The following is a 15,706-nucleotide window of genomic DNA, read 5'->3' as shown; positions in this document are numbered from 1 at the left end:
GTCAGACAGGTGTGCATCAGTACGGCAAGGATCCGGCCCCGGTCGCGTCCGCATCCCGCCTTGCGGCGGCGAGGCGGATGCTGGTTCGATCCCCGGTAGCCGCCGGGGCACGGCACCCGTCCCGGGCTCGTCGCCCCCTCACCGCGCGCTGGGAGTCCCGCCGTGACCACACACGAGGTCGTCAACCAGGTCCCCCCGCTGGCCGGGTACGACGCGGCGGACGACGCCGCGCTGCTCGCCGGGCTCGACCGCGAGGGGGCGGGCTGGTCGGCCCCCGCCCTGCGCGAGCTGGGCCGGCTCGCCGGCACGCAGGAGGCGGCCGAGCTGGGGCGGCTGGCCAACGAGCACCCGCCGGTGCTGCGCACCCACGACCGCTACGGCCACCGCATCGACGAGGTGGAGTTCCACCCGGCCTGGCACGAGCTGATGCGCACCGCCGTGGAGCACGGCCTGCACGCCGCCCCGTGGGCCGACGACCGGCCCGGGGCGCACGTCGCCCGCGCCGCCAGGTTCTACACCTGGCGGGCCGACGCCGGCCACGGCTGCCCGATCTCGATGACCTACGCGGCGGTCCCCGCGCTGCGCCACGCGCCCGAGCTGGCGGCGCGCTACGAGCCCCTGCTCACCGCGACGAGCTACGACGCCGGGCTGCGCGCGCCGCAGACCAAGCGCGGGCTGCTGGCCGGCATGTCGATGACCGAGAAGCAGGGCGGGTCGGACGTGCGGGCCAACACCACCGCCGCGCACCCCGAGCCGGACGGCAGCTACCGGCTGGTCGGGCACAAGTGGTTCACCTCCGCGCCCATGTGCGACCTGTTCCTCACCCTCGCCCAGGCCCCGGGCGGGCTCACCTGCTTCCTCGTCCCCCGCGTCCTGCCCGACGGCACCCGCAACGCCCTGCGGCTCATGCGCCTGAAGGACAAGCTCGGCAACCGGTCCAACGCCTCCGCCGAGATCGAGTACGAGCACGCGGTGGCCTGGCGCGTCGGCGACGAGGGGCGTGGTGTGCGCACCATCCTCGACATGGTCAACCTGACCCGCCTCGACTGCGTGATCGGCGCGGCGGCCGGGATGCGTCAGGGCGTGCTCGCCGCCGTCCACCACGCCACCCACCGGCGGGCCTTCGGGGCGCACCTGGTGCAGCAGCCGCTGATGCGCAACGTGCTCGCCGACCTGGCCATCGAGTCGGAGGCCGCGACCACCCTCATGCTGCGCCTCGCCGGGGCCACCGACCGGGCCGCCCGGGGCGACGCCGGCGAGGGCGCCTTCCGGCGTATCGCCCTCGCCATCGGCAAGTACTGGGTCTGCAAGCGGTGGCCGGGCCACGCCGCCGAGGCGCTGGAGTGCCTGGGCGGCAACGGCTACGTCGAGGAGTCCGGGATGCCGCGCCTGTTCCGCGAGTCCCCGCTGAACTCCATCTGGGAGGGCTCCGGCAACGTCGCCGCCCTGGACGTGCTCCGCGCGCTGACCCGGGAGCCGGCCACCCTCGACGCGTTCTCCGCCGAGGTGGCCGCGGCCGCCGGCGGGGACGCCCGGCTCGACGCGGCGGCGAAGCAGGTGCGCGACGAGCTGGCCCGCCCCGACGACCTGGAGGTGCGGGCCCGCCGGGTCGTCGAGCGGCTCGCCCTCGTCCTGCAGGGCGCGCTGCTGGTGCGGCACGGCCACCCGGCCGTCGCCGACGCCTTCTGCGCCACCCGGCTCGGCGGCGACCACGGCCAGGCGTACGGCACCCTGCCGTCCGGTGTCGACTTCGCGGCGATCATCGACCGGGCCACCGCCAGGACGGCCTGAGCGGTTCGCGGTACGAGACCCTCCCGCTGCTGCGCCAGCAACTGCGCCGGCCGTGGTCAGTCGATCCCGTGCGACTGCAACCACAACTCCAGCAGGCCGAGCTGCCACAGCTTGTTGCTCCCCGCAGCCGCCCGGGCGCGCTCCGGCTCGGCGAGCAGCTCGTCGACGTACGCCCGGCGGAACAGCCCGCGCCGCCGGGCGGCGGGCGCGGCGAGCGCCTCGGTGACCAGGCCGCGCACCGGTCCGTCGACGTTGCGCAGCGCCGGGACCGGGAAGTAGCCCTTCGGCCGGTCGATCACCTCGGCGGGGAGCACCTCCCGGGCGACCTCCTTGAGCACGCCCTTGCCGCCCTGGGCGGCCTTGTGCTCCGGCGGGCACGCCGCGGCCAGCGCGACCAGGTCCTGGTCCAGGAACGGGGTCCGCACCTCCAGCCCCCAGGCCATGCTCATGCTGTCCACCCGCTTGACCGGGTCGTCGGGGAGCATCAGGTGGGTGTCGAGGCGCAGCACCGCGTCCAGCGCGGTCCGCGCGCCGGGCGCGGCCAGGTCGGCGGCGAGCAGCTCCCGGCTGACGTCGGCGTCCAGGGCGTACGCCGGGTCGACCACCCGGTTCAGCTCCGCGTGGTCGCGGTCGAAGAAGGCGGCGGTGAACGCCGCCGCGGCCCCGTCCCGGGGGACGTCCACGAGGCGCTGGTGGTAGCCGTAGCCGGCGAAGACCTCGTCGGCGCCCTGCCCCGACTGCGCCACCTTCACGTGCCGGGCCACCTGCTCGGAGAGGAGGTGGAAGGCGACGACGTCGTGGCTGCCCATCGGCTCGGTCATCGCGGTGACCGCCCGGCGCACCGCGTCGACCAGGTCGGCGTTGTCGAGCCGGATGCGCCGGTGGTGGGTGCCGAAGTCCCGGGCGACCAGGTCGGAGTAGTGGAACTCGTCCCCGGCCTCGCCGTCGCGGCCGTGGAAGCCGATGCTGAACGTGCGCAGGTGCCGCTGCCCGGCCTCGGCGAGCAGCGCCACGATCAGGCTGGAGTCCAGGCCGCCGGAGAGCAGCACCCCGACCGGCACGTCGGCGACCAGCCGACGGCGCACGGCGGTGCGCAGCGCGTCGCCGACGGCGTCCCGCCAGTCCCGGGCGTCCCGCCCGGCGTGCGCGGGGTCGCGGTCGTAGGCGGGCCGCCAGTAGACGTGCTCCCGGCTGCGCCCGTCGGCCTCCACCACCCGCACCGTGGCCGGCGGCAGCTTGCGCACCCCGCGCAGGATCGTCCGGGGCGCCGGCACGATGGAGTGCCAGGAGAGGTAGTGGTGCAGCGCCACCGGGTCGACGCCGGTGTCCACGTCGCCGGCGCGCAGCAGCGCCGGCAGCGTGGAGGCGAAGCGCAGCCGGCCCGGCGACTCGGCCAGGTAGAGCGGCTTGACGCCGAGCCGGTCCCGGGCCAGCACCAGGCGTCGCCGCCGCCGGTCCACCAGCACGACGGCGAACATCCCGACCAGGTGGTCGACGAACCGCTCGCCCCACTGCGCGTACGCCACCAGGACGATTTCGGTGTCGCCGGTGGAGCGGAACGTGTGCCCGGCGGCGGTCAACTCCTCGCGAAGCTGCGGGTAGTTGTAGACGCAGCCGTTGAAGACCAGGGCCAGCCCGAGGTCCTCCCGGACCATGGGCTGCGCCGCCGCGTCGGACAGGTCGATGACGGTCAGCCGGCGATGGCCGAGGATCACCCAGCCGTCGCTGAACAGCCCCTCGCCGTCCGGGCCGCGCGACCGCATCGCCTCGGTCATCCGCGCGACCGCGTCGGCGTCGGGCGGCGACCCGTCGAACCGGGCCTCCCCACCGATGCCGCACATCAGCGGCGGGGTTCCCGGCGCGGCGGCGGGCGGGTGTCAGGGCCGGCGGGTCGCGCCCGGCCTGCGCCGTCTCGATGGTTCATGCTTCCCCGGCCCCCCGCCGACTCGCCGAGCCCGCCCCGACCGTACAAGCGTCGTCCGGCGGCCGGGCCGGGATCGGGAGAACCCACACCGGAGGGGTGTCCCCGGAAGCGCCACGGCAGGCGGGCCGTCGGCCGTACGGTGGGGGTGCGGTCGGGCGACGGCCCGGCGGCGTCGGGAGGCCGGCCGTGGCCGGCTCCGCGCAGGGCACGGGGCCGCGCGACGGGGCGGACGCCCGGTTGGCCACCAGCAGGAACGGACCTCGATGACGTCACCGATCGCGCGCCCCGCCGCGCCGGCGGCCCCGTTCACCGTCGGGGTGGAGGAGGAGTTCCTGCTCCTGGACCCCCGGACCGGCGAGAGCATGCCGGTCGCCGAACGGGTCCTCGCCGCGCTGCTACCCGCCGACCGGCAGCACAGCCGCAAGGAGTTCCGGCACAGCATGGTCGAGATGGTCACCCCGGTCTGCACCGACCTGGCCGAGCTGCGGGGGCACCTGCTGACGGCGCGCCGCACGGCATGCCGGGCGGCCCGCGAGGCCGGGGCCCGGCTGGTGTCGGTGGGCGCCACGCCCGTGTGCGAACGGCGCCGGTCGGTGCCGGACGACCCCCGGTACCACGCCATGTCGCGCCGCTTCGGGCCCGTGGCGCACGACCCGGCCGTCTGCGGCTGCCACGTCCACGTCGGTGTGCCGGACCGGGAACTCGCCGTGCGGGTCTGCAACCACCTGCGCCCCTGGCTGCCCGTGGTGCAGGCGCTGACCGCCAACTCGCCGCTGCACGACGGCTGCGACACCGGCCACGCCAGTTGGCGCTCGATGCAGTTCGACCGCTGGCCCAGCGCCGGGCCGACGCCGCACTTCGACTCCGCCGCCGACTACGACGCCACGGTCGCGCAGCTCGTCGCGGCGGGCGTCATGCTCGACCCGACGATGGTCTACTGGTACGCCCGCCCGTCCGCCGCCTACCCCACGGTGGAGGTCCGGGTCGGCGACGCCTGCCCGACCGTCGACGACACCGTGCTGGTCGCCGCGCTCGTCCGGGCGCTCGTGGCCACCGCCGTCGCCCGCGTGCGCGCCGGGGAGCCCGCCCCGCGGCTGCGCGGCTGCCTGGTCGCCGCCGCGCACTGGCGGGCCGCGCACGAGGGCCTGTGCGGCGAGTTGGTCGACCTGCGCTCGGGCGGCCACCGCCCGGCGTGGGAACTGGTCGACGACCTGTTGGCGGCCGTCACGCCCGCCCTGGTCCGCCACGACGACCTGGGGTACGTCCTGGGGCAGCTCGGCCGGCTGCGGGAGGAGGGCACCGGGGCGGCCCGCCAACGCCGGGTCCTCGCCCGCACCGGCGGCGACGTCCGGGCGGTGCTCGACCACCTCGCGGAGCAGACCACCGCCGGCTGACCGGCCGCCCCGGTCGCGCCGCCGGCGCGTCGCACCGATGCCGATCCCGCGGCGGCGGGCCGGGCGGGCCGGGTCAGCGGGCGGCGGTCGCCGGGCGGCGGGTCAGCGCCACCCCGAGGGCGATCATGCCCACGCCGAGGAACAGGTGCAGCCAGTTGTCGGCCCCGTTGAGCGGTACGAAGTTCGCCCCGCTGTTGTGGTCGATCACCAGCCCGTAGAGCCACAGCACCAGGTAGATGGCGCCGCCGCCGATCAGGTAGGCGCGGGCGCCGGAGATCGTGCGGGCCAGGGCCAGCCCGGCGACGCCGAACGCCAGGTGCACCAGGTTGTGCAGGATCGACACCTGGAACAGGCCGAGCAGCTTCGCCTCGGACTCGTGGCCGGCGAACTTCATCGTGCCGTAGTCGGTGGTGATGCCCGGAATGAAGCCGAGGATCCCCACCAGCAGGAAGACCACGCCGACCACCTGCGCGGCGGTGCGTACGGGATGCCTGCCGGTGTTGGCAGTGCCCGGACCGGATCTGGTGACCATCGTCTACCTCCATCGAACGAACGGCCGCTGGTATGCCCCAACCGCCCGGCCGCAAACCGGACGGCGACGACACGATGGTGCGATCGGCGGCGGGCCAGGCGGTCGGCGAGGGCACCACCTCGTCGACCTCGCCGGAGCCGGCCGACACACGTCTGCAATACATCGATATTCTTGCATGTATGAGTCGGGTTCGTGTATGAAGGCGGAAAGCACGCCTGGGTGCTGGTATCTGGGAGGAGCGACGATGAGACAACCCCTGCGCCGCCTGCGGACGGCGGCGGTCGCGCTCGGCGCCTGCGTACTCGGGCTGAGTGTGCTGTCGGCGCCCGCCGAGGCGTACTCGGCCCGACCTGTCGCGCCACAGTCCGAGCGGGCACCCGAGACCCAGCAGTTCTCGGCCGAGGGCGTCACCACGGTCGGCGAGCTGCGCACCGTCGACGGCGCGGTCTCCTCCGCCCGCGACGGCGGGACCCAGGTCATCCGGCACCCCGGCGCGTCGTACGTGAAGGTGCACTTCAGCTCCCTGCGCCTGGCCGAGGGCGACTACGTGACGGTCTCCAGCCCCGACGGCCGGGAGAGCTACCGGTACGACCGCCACCTGAACCGGGCGACCGGCTCCGACTACACCACCGACGGGCAGCCGGGCTTCTGGGCGATGTCCGTGGAGGGCGACACCGCCGTGGTGACCCTGCACAGCAGCCGCCCCGCCCGGGGCAATGCGGCGACCATCGACCGGTTCTGGCGCGGCTACGACCGCGCGGAGATCGCCCAGTACAACTTCTCCGCCCAGTCCGTCTGCAGCACCGACGCCCGTCGGGACGTGGTCTGCTACAAGACCAGCCACCCGACCGAGTACGCCCGGGGGCAGGCGGTGGCGCGGCTGCTGATCAGCGGCGGCGGACTGTGCACCACCTGGCGGGTCGGCAACACCAACCGGATGCTGACCAACAAGCACTGCTTCTCGACGCAGGCCGCCGTCACCGGCAGCGAGATGCAGTTCAACTACGAGTGCGGGACCTGCGGCGGCGCGAACCCCGGGGCCGGCACCAAGGTCAGCGGCGCGACCCTCTACAAGGTGAGCAGCGGCGGCTCCGGTGAGCTGGACTACGCCCTGTACTCGGTGAACAACTTCGCCAACATCCAGGGCTTCGGCACGCTGTACCTGGCCACGGCCGCCACCACCACCGGCACGCGGATCTACATCCCGGGGCACGGCGACGGCAGCCCGAAGCGACTGTCGATCTTCGAGGACACCCAGAACGGCCCGACGTGCTCCGTGCGGAACGCGAACTTCAACACCTGGAACATCAGCTACAGCTGTGACACCTCCGGCGGCAACTCGGGCTCGCCGGTGCTCAACGCCAGCCACCGGGTGGTCGCCCTGCACCACCTCGGCGGCTGCCCGTCGAACCAGGGCGCGAAGGCCCACCTGATCTACAACGAGATCGCCACCCTGATCGACAACAACGGCTGACGAGGGCCGTACGACGGCGGGCCGCCGGGGTGCGACGCGCCCCGGCGGCCCCTCGGCGTGGCACCGATCGGTTGGTGGTGGCCGGCGCGCACGCCGAGCTCGCGGTGCGCCCACGCGGCCGGCCGTCGCGCCGACGACTGCCGGCGGCCGGCACTGGGTAGGCTGCGGGGTCGGCGTGAGGGCGCCGGCCGGCGAGCCGGGGGTGGAGTGGTGGTGGCAGCCAAGGTGGGCGCGGGGGACGCCGACGGGCCGGGGCCCGCGCTGACGGCCCTGCAGAGCCGGCAGAGCCTCCGGGAGGAGGCGGCGCAGGCGCTCCGCGCGGCGATCGTGGCCGGTCGGATCAGACCCGACGCGCTCTACTCGGCTCCGGTCGTGGCGAGCCAGTTCGGGGTCTCGCCGACCCCCGTGCGAGAGGCGATCCTCGACCTCGCCAAGGAGGGCCTGGTCACGATCGTCAAGAACAAGGGGTTCCGGGTGCGGTCGCTGTCGGAGCGGGAGCTCGACGAGATCACGCAGGTCCGGGAGCTGCTGGAGATCCCGGTGGTGGTTGAGCGGGTGGGTCTGCTCTCGACCGAGCAGTTGACCGAGCTCGGCGAGCTGGCGGACGCGATCGTCGCGGCGGCGAGCCGGGGGGACCTGGTGGCGTACGTCGAGGCGGACAACGACTTCCACCTGACCCTGTTGGGCACGGGCGGAAACCGGCGGCTGGTCGACATCGTGGCCGACCTGCGCAGCCGAACCCGTCTGTACGGGCTGGACGGCCTGGTCCGGGCCGGTCGGTTGGTGGCGTCGGCCGACGAGCACGTCGAGCTGGTGCGGCTGCTGGCGGCCGGCGACCGGGGGGCCGTGGTCGACCTGATGCGGCGTCACCTGCGGCACGTGCGGGGCATCTGGGCCGCGCGGCCCGAGTCCTGACGCGGGCCACCCGGCGGGCGTGACCGGGCTGGCGGCGCTTCCGCCACCCGCCGGGAATCTTCTCCATCGACATCTCTTGACGTCACGGCCGGCGCTGATACTGTGCTGTGTAACATATTACTGGAGGCCGCATTGGAGATTGTGCCCTGGCGGGGCGTCCTGGTGGCGACCGCCCTACCGCTGCGCCCCGCCGACCGGAGCATCGACCACGACGCCTATGCCGCACACGTCCGGTGGCTGGCCGCCAACGGCTGCCACGGGGTCGTCCCCAACGGCTCCCTCGGCGAATACCAGGTGCTCAGCCCGGAGGAACGGGCCGCCGTGGTACGCACGGCGGCGCAAGCCGCCCCGCCCGGCTTCGCCGTCGTTCCCGGGGTCTCCGCCTACGGCGCCGACGAGACCCGACGATGGGTGGAGCAGGCCGGCGAGGCGGGCTGCCCCGCCGTCATGCTCCTGCCGCCCACCGCCTACCGGGCCGACGACACGGCGGTGCTGGCCCACTACCGCGAGGCGGCCAGGGCCGGTCTGCCGATCGTCGCCTACAACAACCCGTTCGACACCCGCGTCGACCTCACGCCGGCGCTCCTGCGTCGCCTGCACGACGAGGGCCTGATCGTCGCGGTCAAGGAGTTCAGCGGCGACGTCCGCCGGGCCTACCAGATCAGGGAGCTCGCCCCCGGCCTCGACGTCCTGGCCGGCGCCGACGACGTGGCCCTCGAACTGCTGCTCGCCGGCGCGGTCGGCTGGATCGGCGGCTTCCAGAACGCCCTGCCGGCAAGCTGTGTCCGCCTCCACGAGGCGGCGGTCGCCGGAGACCTGTCCACCGCGCTACCGCTCTACCGGGCCCTGCACCCGCTGCTGCGCTGGGACTCCCGCACCGAGTTCGTCCAGGCGATCAAGCTGTCCATGGACGCCGCCGGCCGGGTCGGCGGGCCCAGCCGCCCACCACGACAGCCGCTGTCACCGGCGGACGCCGAGGGCATCCGCACGGTCACCGGGAAGCTGATCGCGGCGGGCCACCACTGATGCGCGGCACCCGCGTCATCCAGGTCGTCGACTCGCACACCGAGGGGATGCCCACCCGGGTGGTCACCGGTGGCGTCCCCGTGATTCCCGGCGCCACCATGGCCCAGCGCCGCGAGCACGTCATGGCACACCTCGACGACCTACGGACCTTCCTGATGTACGAGCCCCGGGGTCACGCGGCGATGTCCGGGGCGATCCTACAGCCGCCGTCGCGACCGGACGCCGACATCGGGGTGGTCTACATCGAGGTGTCCGGCTGTCTGCCGATGTGCGGGCACGGCACCATCGGTGTGGCCACCGTGCTCGTCGAGACCGGCATGGTGCCGGTCACCGAGCCCGTGACCACCATTCGGCTGGACACCCCGGCCGGGCTGGTCACGGCGTCGGTCGCAGTCACCGACGGCCGCGCCACCGGGGTCACGCTGCAGAACGTGCCCTCCTTCGTGCTGGGTCTGGACGCCCGCGTCGACGTGCCCGGCTACGGCACCGTCCGCTACGACCTCGCCTACGGCGGCAACTTCTACGCCATCGTCGAGCTTGCCGAGCTGGGCCTGCGCCTCGACCGGGCCGACAGGCAGCGGCTGCTGGACGCCGGCCTGGCCATCATGGCGGCGATCAACGACACGGCCCGCCCGACCCACCCGGACCGACCGGAGATCTCCGGCTGCCACCACGTCTACCTGGCGGCGGAGGGGTCGACCGCCCGCCTGTCCCGCCACGCGATGGTGATTCACCCCGGCTGGTTCGACCGCTCCCCCTGCGGCACCGGCACCTCCGCGCGGATGGCGCAGCTCCACGCCCGTGGCCTGCTCCCCCTGCACCAGGACTTCGTCAACGAGTCCCTGCTCGGCACCCGGTTCACCGGTCGGCTGATCGCCTCGTCCACCACCGCCGGCCGCCCCGCCGTCGTGCCGACCGTCACCGGCCGGGCCTGGCTCACCGGCACCGCGCAGTTCTTCCTCGACCCCGACGACCCCTTCCCGGCGGGATTCCTGCTGTGACCGAACCCATCCGTAGCCGTTCCCCCCAGAACCCCGACGACATCGTGGCCGAACACGCCCCGGTCGCCCCCGACGAGGTGCGGAGACTGGCTGCCTCGGCCCGCGCGGCGCAGGGCGAATGGCGCCGCGCGGGAGCTGCCGAGCACGCCTCGGCCCTGCGCGGCGCGGCCGACCGGCTGCGCGCCCGCGCCGACTCCGTCGCCGACCTCGTCGTCCGGGAGGTGGGCAAGCCGGTGACCGAGGCCCGCGCCGAGGTCGGGCGAGCCGCAGCAATCCTCGACTACTACGCGCAGTCCTGCTTCGCCGCCACCGGCGAGCTGCTCGCCCCCTCGCTGCCGGCGGACCAGCCGGGCCTGCTGTTCACCGAACGGCGACCGCGCGGCGTCGCGGGGCTCGTCACGCCCTGGAACTTCCCGCTGGCGATCCCGTTGTGGAAGGCCGCCCCGGCCCTCGCCGCCGGCAACGCGGTGCTGCTCAAGCCGTCCCCCGAGGCGCTCGCCTGCGCTGAGGTGGTGGGGCGGCTGTTCGACGGGCTGCTGCCCGATGGGCTGCTGCGCGTCGTACCGGGCGGTGCGGCCACCGGCCGAGCCGTGATCGCGGCAGCCGACGTGGTGTCGTTCACCGGGTCGGCCGCCGTCGGGGCGGAGGTGGTCGTCGCCGCCGCCCGCGCCGGGCTGCCCGTCCAGGCGGAGATGGGCGGGCAGAACGCCGCCGTGGTGCTGCCCGACGCCGACCCGGCCACGACCGCCGCGATGCTGGCCCGCGCCGCGATGGGGTACGCCGGTCAGAAGTGCACGGCAACCAGGCGGATCATCGTGGTGGGCGATGCCGCGCCGTTCACCGAGGCGCTCGTGGCCGCCGTGGCGGCGCTGCCGGTGGGCGATCCGGCGCGGGCCGGCGTCGAGGTCGGCCCGGTGATCAGCGCGGCGGCCCGCAGCCGGGTCGTCGACGCCGTCGACGCCGCCCGCGCCGCCGGCGGACGGCTGCTCACCTCGGGCCGGCCCCGCGACGGCGCGTTCTACGTCGCGCCGGTGCTGCTCGACCAGGTCGACCCGGCCCACCCGGTGGCCCGCGAGGAGACGTTCGGGCCGTTGGCCACCGTCTTCAGCGCGCCCGACCCGGCCGCCGCCGTCGCGTTGGCCAATGACGTGCGGTACGGGCTGGTGACCTCGGTGCACGGCCGCGACGTCGGCATGTTGCTGGAGGCGGCGCGCGGCGTCGACACCGGCCTGATCCGCGTCAACGCGCCGACGACCGGCGTGGACTTCCACGCGCCGTTCGGCGGCGAGAAGGCCTCCAGCCACGGCCCACGCGAACAGGGCAGCGCCGCGCTCGACTTCTACACCTCGGTACGCACCGTCACCCTCGCCGCTCCCCCGCCCCCCGCCCGCCCCGTCGAGGAGGCCGCGTGACCCGCGCCGAACCGCACACCGGCAGCCACGACCTGCCGGTCAGTCCCGCCCTGGCGCAGTTCATGCGCTCCGGTTGGGCGGACAGCGAACAGCGCGGCCTGGCCGCCGACGACGTCGCGGCCTGGGCCGCCGCCCGCCGGGGCCGGCTGCACGCCCGGTTCGCCGGTGAACGGCTCGTCGTCCCCTCCGGCGGGTACCAGCGGCGGTCCAACGACCAGAGCTACCGCTTCCGGCCGCACTCGGCCTACACCTGGCTCACCGGCGACCAGTCCTCCGACGGTGTGCTGGTGATCGAGCCCGACGGCGACGCCACCCTGTTCCTGCGTCCCCGCTCCGACCGCCGCAGCGGTGAGTTCTTCCGCGACCGGGTGTACGGCGAGTTGTGGGCCGGTCGGCGCCCCACCCTGGCCGAGAGCCGGGCGCGACTGGCACTGCCGACCCGGCACGTCGCCGAGCTGGCCTCGGCGGGGGCGGGCACCCCCACCCGCGTGCTGCGCAGGGTCGACCCGCGCGTCGACGCGCTGCTGGCGGACGTGGCGGGGCCGGGGGACGCGGAGCTCGACGCGGTCCTGGCCGAGCTGCGGCTGGTCAAGGACGCCTGGGAGATCGCGCAGATCGAGCAGGCGGTGGCCATCACCACCCGCGGCTTCGAGGACGTGGTGCGGGCGCTGCCGACGGCCAGGCGCACCTCGGAGCGTTGCCTGGAGGGTGTCTTCTGGCAGCGGGCCCGCCTGGAGGGCAACGACGTCGGCTACCACTCGATCGTGGCGGCCGGGGCCCACGCGGCGACCCTGCACTGGATCGACAACGACGGTCCGGTCCGCGACGGTGACCTGCTGCTGTTCGACGCCGGCGCGGAGACCCGCTCGCTGTACACCGCGGACGTTACCCGGGTCCTGCCGATCTCCGGCCGGTTCACTCCCCTGCAACGTGACCTGTACGAGCTGTGCCGGCGGGCCAACGACGCCGCCCTGAGTTGCCTGACGCCGGGCATCGAGTTCCGGGCGTTCCACCGGGCGGCGATGATCGTACTCGCCCACGGCCTGGCCGATCTGGGGGTGCTGCCCTGCTCACCGGAGCAGGCACTGGCGAAGGACTCCGGCCTGTATCGCCGGTGGACCCTGTGCGGCTCGGGCCACATGCTCGGCCTGGACGTGCACGACTGCGCCGCCGCGCCGTCCGGCGCCTACCTGGAGGGACGCCTCGAGGCCGGCAACGTGCTCACCGTCGAGCCCGGCCTGTACTTCCAGGCCGACGACGAGCTGATCCCGGCCGAACTGCGGGGGCTGGGCATGCGCATCGAGGAGGACGTCGTCATCACCGACGACGGGTACCGGGTCCTCTCCGACGGCCTGCCCCGCCGGGCCGACGACGTCGAATCGTGGATGCACCGGGTGGCGTCGTGACCGCCGGCGCGGACGTCGTGGTCATCGGCGCCGGGATGACCGGCGTCGCCTGCGCGTACTACGCGGCCCGCGCCGGCCTGCGGGTAACGGTCGTCGACCGGGGCGGCGTCGCCGCCGGCACCACCGGCGCCGGCGAGGGCAACATCCTGGTGTCCGACAAGCCACCGGGGCCGGAGTTGGCGCTGGCCCGGCACTCCGCCGAGCTGTGGCGGGAACTCGGGGACGCCGTGGGGGGCGCTGCCATCGAGCTGGAGCGCAAAGGCGGCCTGGCGGTGGCCGCCACGCCGGCCGAGCACGACGCGCTGCGGGCGTTCGCCGCCGGCCAACGGACCGCCGGGGTCCAGGCGTGCGAGGTGGCCGCCCACGACCTGCCCGACTACGAGCCGCACCTGGCGTCCGACCTCGCCGGCGGCGTGCACTATCCGCAGGACATGCAGGTGCATCCGATGCTCGCCGCCGCCCACCTGCTCCGCGCGGCCCGGGTGGCGGTGCTGACCGGCACCCGGGTCGTCGGCCTGCCCAGGGACGCCGCCGGCATCCGGGGCGTGCAGACCGACCGGGGGCTGTTGCCGACCCGGCTGGTGGTCAACGCCGCCGGCGTCTGGGCCGGGGAGGTCGCCTCGCTGGCCGACGCCCCGCTGCCGATCCTGCCCCGGCGCGGCTTCGTGCTGGTCACCGAACCGCTGCCCGCCCTCATCCGGCACAAGGTGTACGCCGCCGACTACGTCGCCAACGTCGGGCGCGGCTCCGCCGACCTGCGGGTGTCCCCGGTGGTCGAGGGCACCCGGGCGGGCACGGTGCTGATCGGCTCCACCCGGGAGCGGGTCGGATTCGACCCGGCCTTCCCGCTGCGGGCGCTGCGCGGGCTCGCGGCCGGCGCCGTCCGGCTGTTCCCGGTCCTGGCCTCCGTGTCGGCGATCCGCGCCTACCGGGGATTCCGGCCGTACAGCCCCGACCACCTGCCGGTCATCGGCGCGGACCCGCGGGTGCCGGGCCTGCACCACGCGGCCGGTCACGAGGGGGCGGGCATCGGTCTCGCCCCGGCGACCGGGCACGCCGTCGCCGCGCTGCTGATCGGACGTCCCCCGAGGGTGGACCTACGACCCTTCGCACCGGAGCGCCTCGATGTTCACCTTTGACGGCCGACCGATCCCCACCGACGGGCAGCGGACCATCGCCGCCGCCCTCCTCGCCGCGGGCGTCCGCTCGTGGCGGCGCACCCGCCTCGGCGACCGGCCCCGAGGGGTGTTCTGCGGGATCGGCGTGTGCTTCGACTGCCTGGTCCGGGTCAACGGGGTGCCGTCCCGGCGCGCGTGCCTGGTCGTCGCGCGCGACGGGGACGTGGTGGAGCCGCACGACGAGCGGCAGGTGGAGGCATGAGCGCGTACGACGTGGTGGTGGTCGGTGCCGGGCCAGCCGGCCTGACCGCCGCGGTCACCGCCGCCGACGCCGGCTGCCGGGTAATGGTGCTGGACGCCGAGCCGCGACCGGGCGGACAGTACTGGCGGCACCGGTCCGGCGCGGACGGCCGGGAGCACCCGGACTGGTCGACGTTCGCGGCGCTGCGCGACCGCCTGGGGCGGGTCGAGCGGCGCACCGACGCGGCCGTGCGGTTCGTCGAGGCGCGGCCCGACGCCGACGGCCCACGGTTCGCCCTGCACACCGGGTCGGGGGTGCTCGTGGGGCGCCGGCTCGTCGTCGCCACCGGCGCCTACGACCGGGTGGTGCCCTTCCCGGGCTGGGACCTGCCCGGCGTGGTCACCGCCGGCGCGGCGCAGGCCCTGCTCAAGGGCCAGGGGGTACGGTTCGCGCGCCGCGTCGTGGTGGCGGGCACCGGCCCGTTCCTGCTGCCGGTCGCGACCGGCCTGGCCGCCGCCGGCGGCAGTGTGGTCGGGGTGTACGAGGCCAACGACCCGCTCCGGTACGCCCGCCACGCCCGGCACGTCCTCGGCGCGGCCGGCAAGCTCACCGAGGCGGGGCGGTACGCGTGGCGGCTGCTGCGGCACCGGGTGCCCTACCACCGGCGGACGACGGTGCTGGCCGCGCACGGCGACGACGGGTTGACCGGAGTCACCGTGGCCGCGCTCGACGCGAACGGGGCGGTCGTGCCGGGCAGCGCCACGGAGGTGGCCTGCGACGGCCTCGCCGTCGGCTTCGGCTTCGTCCCCCAGTTGGAGCTGGCCGTCGCGCTGGGCTGCGCCACCCGACCGTACGCCGACGGCAACCTGGTGCTGGCCGTCGACGCGGACCAGGCGACGTCGGTGCCGGGGGTGTACGCCGCCGGTGAGGTCACCGGAGTGGGCGGGGCGGTGCTCGCCCTGGTCGAGGGGGAGCTCGCCGCCGGCGCCGCCGCTGTCTCCCTGGGTCTTCCGGCGCCCTGGTCCGCCCGCCAGCGCGACCGGCTGCGGCGCGACCGCCGCCGGTTGCGCCGGTTCGCCGCAGCGCTGCACGCGGTGCATCCCGTGCCGCCGTCGTGGCCGGACCGCTGCACCGACGACACGCTCATCTGCCGGTGCGAGGAGGTGCCGGCCGGGGCGATACGGCGGGCGACGCGGGAGCTGTGGGCGCACGACGCCCGGGGGGTGAAGCTGCTGACCCGGGCAGGCATGGGATGGTGCCAGGGGCGGGTGTGCGGTTACGCCACGGCCTGCCTGACCGCGCGGGAGGCGGGCCGTCCGGTCGGCGCGACGGATCTGGCGGGATACCTCGGCCGCCCGCTCGCGCAACCGGTCACGCTGGCCGAGCTGGCGGCCGAGGAGGGCGCCGACTGACCCGTCGCCGCCGCGCCGGGCGTCACCGCGCCTCCTCGCCGGGTCAGTGCTCGGCCCCGG

General features: G+C 75.1%; 13 protein-coding genes. 11 read left to right on the top strand and 2 right to left on the bottom strand.

Going from position 1 to position 15,706, the window contains the following annotated elements; all coding sequences use genetic code 11:
• Nucleotides 1-162 precede the first annotated feature (162 nt).
• Nucleotides 163-1,791 carry an isovaleryl-CoA dehydrogenase gene (locus LPU43_RS21015; RefSeq protein ID WP_229402209.1) on the top strand — a complete coding sequence of 543 codons (1,629 nt, stop codon included), beginning with the start codon at nt 163-165 and terminating at the stop codon, nt 1,789-1,791.
• A 56-nt stretch (nt 1,792-1,847) separates the two neighbouring features.
• Here LPU43_RS21015 and LPU43_RS21010 read toward each other — a convergent pair whose 3' ends face one another.
• Nucleotides 1,848-3,632 (bottom strand): N-acetylglutaminylglutamine amidotransferase, encoded by a 1,785-nt coding sequence (locus tag LPU43_RS21010; protein WP_229402208.1) that lies wholly within the window; start codon nt 3,630-3,632, stop codon nt 1,848-1,850.
• Between the two features lie 346 nt (nt 3,633-3,978).
• On the opposite strand from LPU43_RS21010, the gene LPU43_RS21005 reads away from it, so the two are divergent.
• On the top strand, nt 3,979-5,109 hold the full coding sequence (locus LPU43_RS21005; RefSeq protein WP_229402207.1) for a carboxylate-amine ligase: 1,131 nt from the start codon (nt 3,979-3,981) through the stop codon (nt 5,107-5,109).
• A 73-nt stretch (nt 5,110-5,182) separates the two neighbouring features.
• Here the strand turns inward: LPU43_RS21005 and LPU43_RS21000 are convergent, their stop codons facing one another.
• Nucleotides 5,183-5,641, bottom strand: coding sequence for a DUF4383 domain-containing protein (locus LPU43_RS21000; protein ID WP_229402206.1), 459 nt, complete (start codon nt 5,639-5,641; stop codon nt 5,183-5,185).
• A gap of 244 nt (nt 5,642-5,885) precedes the next feature.
• On the opposite strand from LPU43_RS21000, the gene LPU43_RS20995 reads away from it, so the two are divergent.
• From LPU43_RS20995 to LPU43_RS28580, 9 genes are all read left to right on the top strand, one after another.
• The gene (locus LPU43_RS20995) at nt 5,886-7,115 is read left to right on the top strand and encodes a trypsin-like serine peptidase (protein WP_229402205.1); all 1,230 of its coding nucleotides are present in this window, start codon (nt 5,886-5,888) and stop codon (nt 7,113-7,115) included.
• Nucleotides 7,116-7,328: 213 nt separating this feature from the next.
• Nucleotides 7,329-8,030: a GntR family transcriptional regulator gene (locus LPU43_RS20990; protein ID WP_229402204.1), complete on the top strand. Its 702-nt coding sequence runs from the start codon at nt 7,329-7,331 to the stop codon at nt 8,028-8,030.
• A gap of 141 nt (nt 8,031-8,171) precedes the next feature.
• Nucleotides 8,172-9,056: a dihydrodipicolinate synthase family protein gene (locus LPU43_RS20985; protein ID WP_229402392.1), complete on the top strand. Its 885-nt coding sequence runs from the start codon at nt 8,172-8,174 to the stop codon at nt 9,054-9,056.
• Entirely contained in the window at nt 9,056-10,057 is a 1,002-nt protein-coding gene (locus LPU43_RS20980) for a proline racemase family protein (protein ID WP_229402203.1), read from the top strand. Before LPU43_RS20985 ends, LPU43_RS20980 begins: the two co-directional genes overlap by 1 nt.
• Complete coding sequence (locus tag LPU43_RS20975) at nt 10,054-11,469, top strand: aldehyde dehydrogenase family protein (protein WP_229402202.1); 1,416 nt, start codon at nt 10,054-10,056, stop codon at nt 11,467-11,469. The genes LPU43_RS20980 and LPU43_RS20975 overlap by 4 nt, the downstream gene beginning before the upstream one ends.
• Before the next feature lie 62 nt (nt 11,470-11,531).
• Nucleotides 11,532-12,875 carry an aminopeptidase P family protein gene (locus tag LPU43_RS20970; RefSeq protein WP_373321778.1) on the top strand — a complete coding sequence of 448 codons (1,344 nt, stop codon included), beginning with the start codon at nt 11,532-11,534 and terminating at the stop codon, nt 12,873-12,875.
• Nucleotides 12,872-14,014 carry an NAD(P)/FAD-dependent oxidoreductase gene (locus LPU43_RS20965; protein WP_229402200.1) on the top strand — a complete coding sequence of 381 codons (1,143 nt, stop codon included), beginning with the start codon at nt 12,872-12,874 and terminating at the stop codon, nt 14,012-14,014. The genes LPU43_RS20970 and LPU43_RS20965 overlap by 4 nt, the downstream gene beginning before the upstream one ends.
• Nucleotides 14,001-14,255, top strand: coding sequence for a (2Fe-2S)-binding protein (locus LPU43_RS20960; RefSeq protein WP_229402199.1), 255 nt, complete (start codon nt 14,001-14,003; stop codon nt 14,253-14,255). Before LPU43_RS20965 ends, LPU43_RS20960 begins: the two co-directional genes overlap by 14 nt.
• Nucleotides 14,252-15,646, top strand: coding sequence for an FAD-dependent oxidoreductase (locus LPU43_RS28580; protein WP_255686425.1), 1,395 nt, complete (start codon nt 14,252-14,254; stop codon nt 15,644-15,646). The genes LPU43_RS20960 and LPU43_RS28580 overlap by 4 nt, the downstream gene beginning before the upstream one ends.
• The last annotated feature ends 60 nt before the right edge of the window (nt 15,647-15,706 follow it).

Origin of the sequence: Micromonospora okii (assembly GCF_020884795.1) — a bacterium.
In the GTDB taxonomy this organism is placed as follows: domain Bacteria; phylum Actinomycetota; class Actinomycetes; order Mycobacteriales; family Micromonosporaceae; genus Micromonospora; species Micromonospora okii.
Note: the sequence above shows the minus strand (reverse complement) of the source record. Positions and strands in the feature narration are given on the sequence as shown.